We start from the raw sequence: 8,018 nt of genomic DNA, 5'->3' as shown, positions 1-8,018 counted from the left end.
GTCCGAGACGAAGTCGATCAGGGTGGTGTCCGTCTCGTGCCCCACGGCCGAGATGATCGGGATGCGCGCCGCCGCCACCGTGCGGGCCAGAGCTTCGTCGTTGAAGCACCACAGATCCTCCACCGACCCGCCGCCGCGCGCGACGATCAGCAGGTCAGGGCGGGGAATGGGGCCGCCCGGCTCCATGGCGTCGAAGCCGCGTATGGCGTTGGCCACCTGACCGGCTGCTGCATCGCCCTGAACCATTACGGGCCAGACGATGACCCGGCACGGCCAGCGTTCGGCGATCCGGTGCAGCACGTCGCGGATCACGGCGCCGGTCGGGCTGGTGATGACGCCGATGGTGCGTGGGAACTGGGGCAGGGGCTTCTTGCGCGCGGGCTCGAACAGGCCCTCTTCGCGCAGGCGCAGCTTCAGCCGCTCAAGCTGGGCCAGCAGGGCGCCCGCGCCCGCCGCCTCCATGCTCTCGATCACGATCTGGTAGGACGACCGCGCCGGATAGGAGGTGATCTTGCCGGTGACGATGACTTCCAGCCCCGCTTGCGGCTGGACGCCCAGACCCCGCACCGCGCCCTTCCAGATCACGCCGTCGATGGCTGACTTGTCGTCCTTCAGCGTCAGATAGACGTGGCCCGAGGCGTGGCGGTTCACCTTGGAGATTTCACCGCGCAGCCGCACATGGCCGAACCGTTCCTCCAGCGTCCGCTTCAGCGCGAAGGACAGCTCCGAGATGGACAGGGGCGGATTGTTGTCGCGCGGGGCTGACTGTTCAGCCGGGCCTTCGAATACGTAGGAGTCGTCACTCATGTCCCCACCTTACCGTGCGCCGCCGAATGCGGGAATGGGCGCGGAACGGTCGATGACAGCATGCGTTTGGCGCTCATGGAGTCGGGCAACCGCCATCCAGACCCCCGAAGGGTGATCAGCCGAGCGCCTCCCCACAGCGCCCCTCCTGCGATCCGTCCGCCGGTCCGTGGTCCTTGCTGGCCGGCGCCATGCCCACACACGGGCTTGACCAGGATGAGTTCAATGAACCGCAGTCTGATGATCGCCGCCGCAGCAGCAGCCCTGCTGGCGGCCTGTTCTCAACAAAAGGAAACCCCGCCCCCCGCGCCTGCGCCTGCGACGGCCCCGCCCCAGGCCATGACGCCCCAGACCGACGCCGCCGCCATGACGCAGGGCGAACCGATGGTTCTGGGCCTGAGAAGCGCCCAGCTGGAAGGCGCCAATCTGTTGTCCAGCGATGGGACCGATGTCGGCGACGTCCAAAGGGTCGACATCAGCAGCGACGGCAAGGCGACCGGCCTGATCGTGGCCCCGACCGGGGTGGGCGAACGCTGGGTGCGTCTGCCGCTGGCTGGGCTGACGGTGAAGACCTTGGGGGACGATCATGTCGTGGTCACCCCCCTGACGCTGGATCAGGTCAAGGCGCTGCCTGCCTGGGCGCCATAAGACCGCCCGTCCTGCGTTTGGACGGATACGTGGGAACGGCGGGCAGCGCTCGCCGTTCCTGATCCATGCCCGCCGATCCCAGAGGAACAGACCCGGACGACCGTGACCCGCGTGAGCGGGGCCTGCAGCGGCGCAGCGGCGCAGGCGGCGCCATGAGCCCGTGGCTGATTATCCTGAGCATAATTCTGCTGGGTTTCGTCGTTTATGTCCTGTCGGCGATCCTTTGAGGCCTGAGCGATTTCGATGAAGCGTCTGACTGTCCTGACCATTGCCTTGCTGGGCTTGGGCCTCGTCGGCTGCTCCAACCAGAATGACGACGCGGTCGTCGAACAGTCCGCCCCCAACGCCCCGCCGGTTCCGGCGACTGACGCCCAGTCCGATGCGGTCGGCGGCGACACGGTCCTGGCTTTCAACATGACCCGGGATCAGTTGGAGGGGGCAAACCTCCTGTCGCGCGACAACACGGATCTGGGCGGGGTGACCAAGCTGGTGCTGGACCCGCAGCGGCGTCTGACCCATGTGGTGGTCGAATTGCAGGGGCCGGGCGCCGTCAATGTCATGGTGCCGATCGCCGATCTGGCGCCGATCCAGAACGGGGCCAACAACGATCTGATGACCAGCCTGACCGCCGCCCAACTGCAGGCTCTGCCTGCCTACAGCCCCGATATCGCGCCGCCATTGCCGGAATAAGCCGGCCCGGCGCTTGACCGACCGCAGCGGCGCCGTCATTGCCCGGTCTCATGAACATTCTTCTCGTCGGATCGGGCGGGCGCGAACACGCCCTGGCCTGGAAGATCGCCCAGTCGCCGCTGGTCACGCGGCTTGTCGCCGCACCCGGCAATCCCGGCATCGAGAAGCTGTGCGAGCTTCGCGCGGTCAAGGCCGATGACGCCGAAGGGCTCGCGGCTCTGGCGCGTGAGATCAAGGCCGATCTGGTCGTCGTCGGGCCGGAACTGGCGCTGGCGGCGGGTCTGGCTGACCTGCTGGCCGCAGCGGGCATTCCCTGCTTCGGCCCCACCGCCAAGGCGGCGCAGCTGGAAACCTCCAAGGCCTTCTCCAAGGCCTTTCTGGAGCGCCACAACATCCCCACCGCCGGTTATGGCGTCTATGAGACGGTCGCCGACGCCAAGGGCGCGCTGGACCGTTTCGCCGCCCCCTATGTCATCAAGGCCGATGGTCTGGCGGCGGGCAAGGGCGTGGCCATCAGTCCGGACCGTCAGGACGCCGAGGCCGAGATCGAGCGGATGCTGGGCGGGCGTTTCGGCGCAGCGGGCGCCCGCGTCGTGATCGAGGAGTTCATGGACGGGGAGGAGGGCTCCCTCTTCGCCCTGTGTGACGGCAAGCAGGCCGTGCTGTTCGGCGGGGCTCAGGACCACAAGCGCGCCTTTGACGGTGACCTTGGCCCCAACACCGGCGGCATGGGCGCCTATTCGCCCGCGCCCGTCTTCACCGACGCACTGGTGCAGCAGGCCAATGACCTGATCGTCCAGCCCACCATCCAGAAAATGGCCGAAGAGGGCGCGCCCTATCGCGGCGTTCTGTACGCCGGTCTGATGGCGACCGAGGACGGCCCCAAGGTGGTCGAGTTCAACGCCCGTTTCGGCGACCCGGAATGTCAGGTGCTGATGATGCGCTTTGACGGCGACATCGTGCCTTATCTGCTGGCTTGCGCGCGGGGCGACGTCTCGGGCCTGCCCCACGCCGCCTTCAAGCCCCAGACCGTGATCTGCGTGGTCATGGCGGCCAAGGGCTATCCCGACAGCCCGCTGGAAGGCTCGACCATCCGCGGCGCTGATCAGGACTTCGGCCCTCACGTCCAGGTCTTCCATGCCGGAACCAAGCGCCGCGAAGACGGGGCTTTGACCGCTGCGGGCGGGCGGGTGCTGAACGTCTGCGCCGAGGGTGACGACATCGCCCAGGCCCGCGAACGCGCCTATGAGGCCATCGCCAGGATCGACTGGCCGGGCGGCTTCAACCGCTCCGACATCGGCTGGCGCGCCCTGGACCGCGAATAGGCCGAACACCGGCCGAGTGAGAGTATCGCATGGTTGAACTGGCCCCTGAGATCATCGCCCTGCTGTGCCTTGCGGCCGTGGCGGCGGGGTTTGTCGACGCCATCGCGGGCGGCGGCGGGCTGATCACGGTTCCGGCCCTGCTGGCGGCGGGCATTCCGCCGGTCGCCGCCATCGCCACCAACAAGGTGCAGGCCAGCTTCGGCACGGCCTCGGCGACCTGGAGCTATTGGCGTGCAGGTCGGATCGACTTTGGCCTGTTGAAGTGGCCGCTGGGCTCGACCCTGCTGGGCGCGGCCATGGGGGCGTTTGCGGTCACGGTGGCCGACACCCGCTGGCTGATGGTGCTGCTGCCGGTGCTGCTGATCGCCATCGCCTTTTATTTCCTGTTCGGACCCAAGGCGAACGACGAGGACGCCCACGCCCGCCTGACCCCGCTGGCCTACAGCGCCGTGGCGGGCGGCATCGGCTTCTATGACGGATTCTTCGGTCCCGGCGCTGGATCCTTCTACGCCCTCAGCCTTGTGACCCTGATGGGCATGGGCCTGACGCGCGCGACGGCCAACACCAAGGCGCTGAACCTGATGAGCAATGTCGTCTCGGTGGTGGTTCTGGCGGCGGGCGGCCATGTGATGTGGCTGCTGGGCGGCTCGATGGCCGTGGGCCAGATCATCGGCGGGCGGCTGGGCGCACACTCGGCCATGCGGTTCGGGCCGCGCCTGATCCGGCCGCTGCTGGTCGTGATCTCGCTGGGCATGGTGGCCAAGCTGCTGTCCGACCCGAGTAATCCCCTGCGGATCATGATCGCGGGCTGGTTCGGTTAAATCTGGTCGAGATCAGCCTAGACCGTCATTCCGGGGCGTCCGCAGGGCGAACCCGGAACCCAGGAAGCTCATATCTGGCGTCGAATGTGTCCAGCGGTGCGACTGTAGCCCTGGGTTCCGGGTTCTTCGCTGCGCTCAGCCCCGGAATGACGATTCGAGAGGCAGGTCGGTTGAATCCCGGTGGACTTGAACCCTCACGCCGCCGCGTACAGCAGGCGGCCTTCGCCCATCCGTTCGCGCAGTTCCGGCAGGTCGGTGTGGGCCACCGAGAAACAGCCGTAGCTGCGGCCCAGCTTGCCTTCGCGCGCCAGGAACTGCGGGTCCGCATAGTCCGCGCCGTGGATGATGATGGCGCGCTCACGGGCCTTGTCGTTGGTGTATTCCAGCCCGTCCAGAAGCACGTTCGGCCCCTGCTGGCTGCCCCAGCTGGCGCCCGCTGTGGCATAGGCGCCGACCGACGACATGTTCGAGTTCGGCGTGTTCGAGAACCGCTGGGCATAACCCGAATGGCTGGGGTCCGAGCCGCGCCCGTGGCAGGTGCGCAGCACCTTCACTTCACCGCTGACCAGATCGACCTCGTACAGTCGTTCCTCGCCCGAGAATTTCTTGAAATCGACCAGATACATCCGGTCGCGCAGCGGCAGTTTGCGGTGGTGGGTGTCCAGCGCGGCCATGGCGCGGTCCATCAGGTCCTTGCGGACATGGCGGCGGGGATCGAGCGGAGGCGGCGTCAGAACGCCCGTCTGGATCACCGGCAGCTCCACGCTCGGCGAAGCGATCGGTGCGGCTTGCGCCAGTGTCGTGATCGGCGCCTTCGCGCTTGCGCTCGCGCAACCGGTCAGCAGGGCCGAACCGCCCAGAATCATGCCTCGTCTCGATAGCCGCATGCGACGCCCTCGTTGCGGTTTGTTCTTGGGGGTGGTTTGTTTCAAAAGGTTACGGTTCAGGCAACCTGAGCCTTGTGGGGCTATTTTGGGGCAGGGATGCCGGGGGAGTATTTGATGAAACGTTTGGGCTTGGCTCTGGCGGCGCTGATGGCGTCGGCGACTGCGGCGTTCGCGCAGCAAACCCCGGCTGTCACTGGAATGGGGGATACGCAGGCGACAGTGTTCGTCGAAGCAGGCCGTCTTCTGGCCGACCCGGCGACCGGTGTTGTGCAACGTGGTAAAACTCTCGTGATCAGAGGGAACCAAGTCGTCGAAGTGCGCGACGGCTTTGTCGGCGACGCGTCTCAGGGCAAGGTCGTGGACCTGCGCGACGCCTTCGTCCTGCCCGGACTGATCGACAGCCATGTCCACCTGACGGGCCAGCAGAGCGCCAGTTCGCGCATTGACGGCCTGGTCCAGTCCGACGCCGATCAGGCGATGGTGGGCGCCCGTTACGCGCGTCGCACCCTGCTGGCGGGCTTCACCACGGTGGCCGATCTGGGCGCCAGCAACGAGGCGATCTTCGCCCTGCGCAATGCGGTCAGGAACGGCGACGTGCCGGGGCCGCGCATCATCGCCTCGGGCAGCGCAGTGTCGATCCACGGCGGTCATGGCGACGTCAACGGCTATCGTGAGGACATCCTGCACCTGATGTCGCCCGAAAGCGTCTGTTCGGGCGCCGAGGACTGCATGCGCGCCGTCCGCACTCAGGTCCGCTCGGGCGCCGACATCATCAAGATCACCGCCACCGGCGGCGTCCTGTCCAATACGGCGGCGGGCCTGAACCAACAGTTCTCCGACGCTGAACTGGCCGCCATCGTCGAAAGCGCGCACCGCATGGGCCGTCAGGTCACCGCCCACGCCCACGGCGTCGACGGCATCAACGCCTTCCTGCGCGCAGGCGGCGATTCCATCGAACACGGCACCTATCTGGACGACCAGTCGATCCGCCTGTTCAAGACGAACAACGCCTGGCTGGTGCCGACCCTGCTGGCGGGCGACTTCGTGGCGCGCGTGGCGTCCAGCCCCAACAACTTCTTCACGCCCGCCCAGACGGCCAAGGCGCTGGAAGCCGGACCCAAGATGCTGGACATGGCCCGCCGCGCCCACAACGCCGGGGTCAAGATCGCCTTCGGCACCGACTCGGGTGTTTCGGCCCACGGTGACAATGCTCAGGAGTTCGCCCTTCTGGTCCGCGCCGGTCTGACCCCGCTTGAGGCCATTCAGGCCGCAACGGTCGGCGCCGCCGAACACCTGAAGATCGCCAACGAGGCTGGTCGGATCGGCGTCGGCCGCAACGCCGACATCGTCGCCGTCGCCGGTGATCCCCTGACGGACGTGACCGAGCTGGAGCGCGTGAAGTTCGTGATGCGTAACGGCGTGGTTTATCGCGCCGACTGAATACGGCGGGTCAGGAAGGCGTCGAAAGCCGCCTGATCCTCGAACCGGGCAACGACCGGCCAGGCCGCCACCTGCGTGCGCTGGTCGGGCGTCAGCCGGACCCAATCCTTCTCGGTCGTGACCAGACCGGCGCCATAGACCGTCGCCCGTTCGGCCAGGAACTTCATGTTCTCGGCGCTATAGGCCGCATGGTCGGGGAAGGGGACGAAGTCGACCAGATCACACCCCGCCGCCTTCAGCGACCGTTCGACCTTCCACGGCTTGGCGATGCCCGCGAACCCGACCTGCGGGCCGGACGGCGGCGGCCCCTCGGGCGTCAGTCGAGCGATGAAGACGGGCAGGTCGCCAAACAGCTCCAGCAGTTCCGGGTCGGCCTGATCCACATCGGTCGGCAGCATCACCACCACCGCATCGGCGCGCGACAGCCCGGCCTTCAGCGGCTCGCGCATCGGGCCGGACGGAAACACCGACCCATCCCCGAACGGCCATTCATCGCCGCGCGTCTCGCCGTCCACGACAATCAGGCTGACGGTCTTTTTCAGCGCCGGGTTCTGATGCCCGTCATCCAGCACCACCGCCTGCGCTCCGTCCGCGACAGCAGCGTTTGCGCCCGCGATCCGGTCGCGTGAAATCCACACCGGCGCGTCCTGCGCCAGCATCAGCGGCTCATCGCCGACATCCGCCGCCGTATGCACCGTCGGATCAACCCGCACCGGCCCTTCAAGTTTTCCGCCGTAACCGCGTGACAGGCCGTGCGCCTCAACGCCCGCCGCGTGCAGCAGCCGCAGCGTCTCGCGCGCCACCGGCGTCTTGCCAGAACCGCCGACCGTCAGATTGCCTACTGAAATCACCGCGCAGCCGGGATCGACCGGCGTGGCCTTGGCGATCTTGCTGGCCGTCACCCCGGCCCAGATCCAGCCCAGCGGCTTCAGCACCGTGCGCGTCACCCGTGCATGATTGTGGTCGCGGATATACCACCAGCGCGGCGTGTTCAGCTTCATCGCCGCATCCCCTTGGCGGGCGCAGGAGGGATCAGAGGCGTCAGCAGCGACCACAGCCGGTCCAGCCCGCCGCCTGCCTCCGCCGCCGCCCGTTTCGCTCGCTCGCCCATGGCCTTGGCCGCCGCCGGGTCGGCCAGCAGGGGGGCGATGACCCCGGCCAGTTCATGCGGTCCCTGCACCAGTATCAGCCCGCCCGCCTCGGCCAGCGACGAGGTCACGGTGGCCCAGTTGGAGGCGTCCGGTCCGCTGATTGTCGGCCGCGCCAGCCGCGCAGGCTCCAGCGGATTATGCCCCCCGACCGGCGCAAGGCCCAGCGCAGGGGCGAACGAACCCCCCATGACCACTACGTCCGCCAGACGCAGGAACAGGCCCATCTCGTTCAGGGTGTCGGCCAGATAGATG

9 protein-coding genes and 1 pseudogene are annotated in these 8,018 nt (G+C 67.6%); 6 read left to right on the top strand and 4 right to left on the bottom strand.

Annotated features, from left to right (window positions below):
* On the bottom strand, positions 1–807 hold an 807-nt coding region (gene xseA, locus QZ281_RS16905; RefSeq protein WP_292230398.1), incomplete at its 3' end, for an exodeoxyribonuclease VII large subunit.
* 222 nt (positions 808–1,029) lie between these two features.
* On the opposite strand from xseA, the gene QZ281_RS16900 reads away from it, so the two are divergent.
* The 5 genes from QZ281_RS16900 (at position 1,030) to QZ281_RS16880 (ending at position 4,288) form a co-directional block, all read left to right on the top strand.
* Entirely contained in the window at positions 1,030–1,452 is a 423-nt protein-coding gene (locus tag QZ281_RS16900; protein WP_292230395.1) for a PRC-barrel domain-containing protein, read from the top strand.
* 65 nt (positions 1,453–1,517) lie between these two features.
* Positions 1,518–1,679 (top strand): hypothetical protein, encoded by a 162-nt coding sequence (locus QZ281_RS16895; protein WP_201099184.1) that lies wholly within the window; start codon positions 1,518–1,520, stop codon positions 1,677–1,679.
* A 16-nt stretch (positions 1,680–1,695) separates the two neighbouring features.
* On the top strand, positions 1,696–2,142 hold the full coding sequence (locus QZ281_RS16890) for a hypothetical protein (RefSeq protein ID WP_292230391.1): 447 nt from the start codon (positions 1,696–1,698) through the stop codon (positions 2,140–2,142).
* Positions 2,143–2,192: 50 nt separating this feature from the next.
* The gene (gene purD / locus QZ281_RS16885) at positions 2,193–3,467 is read left to right on the top strand and encodes a phosphoribosylamine--glycine ligase (protein WP_292230389.1); all 1,275 of its coding nucleotides are present in this window, start codon (positions 2,193–2,195) and stop codon (positions 3,465–3,467) included.
* A 29-nt stretch (positions 3,468–3,496) separates the two neighbouring features.
* Positions 3,497–4,288: a TSUP family transporter gene (locus QZ281_RS16880; protein ID WP_292230387.1), complete on the top strand. Its 792-nt coding sequence runs from the start codon at positions 3,497–3,499 to the stop codon at positions 4,286–4,288.
* 194 nt (positions 4,289–4,482) lie between these two features.
* On the opposite strand, the gene QZ281_RS16875 is transcribed toward QZ281_RS16880, so the two are convergent.
* Complete coding sequence (locus QZ281_RS16875) at positions 4,483–5,154, bottom strand: murein L,D-transpeptidase catalytic domain family protein (RefSeq protein WP_292230385.1); 672 nt, start codon at positions 5,152–5,154, stop codon at positions 4,483–4,485.
* A gap of 135 nt (positions 5,155–5,289) precedes the next feature.
* Between QZ281_RS16875 and QZ281_RS16870 the strand changes: the two genes are divergently transcribed.
* Entirely contained in the window at positions 5,290–6,615 is a 1,326-nt protein-coding gene (locus QZ281_RS16870; protein WP_292230383.1) for an amidohydrolase family protein, read from the top strand.
* Here the strand turns inward: QZ281_RS16870 and lpxK are convergent.
* Both lpxK and QZ281_RS16860 read right to left on the bottom strand, forming a co-directional pair.
* Positions 6,600–7,616 (bottom strand): tetraacyldisaccharide 4'-kinase, encoded by a 1,017-nt coding sequence (lpxK, locus tag QZ281_RS16865; protein ID WP_292230381.1) that lies wholly within the window; start codon positions 7,614–7,616, stop codon positions 6,600–6,602. The two genes, QZ281_RS16870 and lpxK, sit on opposite strands and share 16 nt — an antisense overlap.
* Positions 7,613–8,018 (bottom strand): annotated as a pseudogene (locus tag QZ281_RS16860) (3-deoxy-D-manno-octulosonic acid transferase); the annotation flags it as partial. The pseudogene QZ281_RS16860 and the gene lpxK, both read right to left, overlap by 4 nt.

Source organism: Brevundimonas sp. (genome assembly GCF_018608325.1).
In the GTDB taxonomy this organism is placed as follows: domain Bacteria; phylum Pseudomonadota; class Alphaproteobacteria; order Caulobacterales; family Caulobacteraceae; genus Brevundimonas.
The sequence above is the reverse complement of the archived record's forward strand: the minus strand, read 5'-3'. Positions and strand labels throughout refer to the sequence as shown.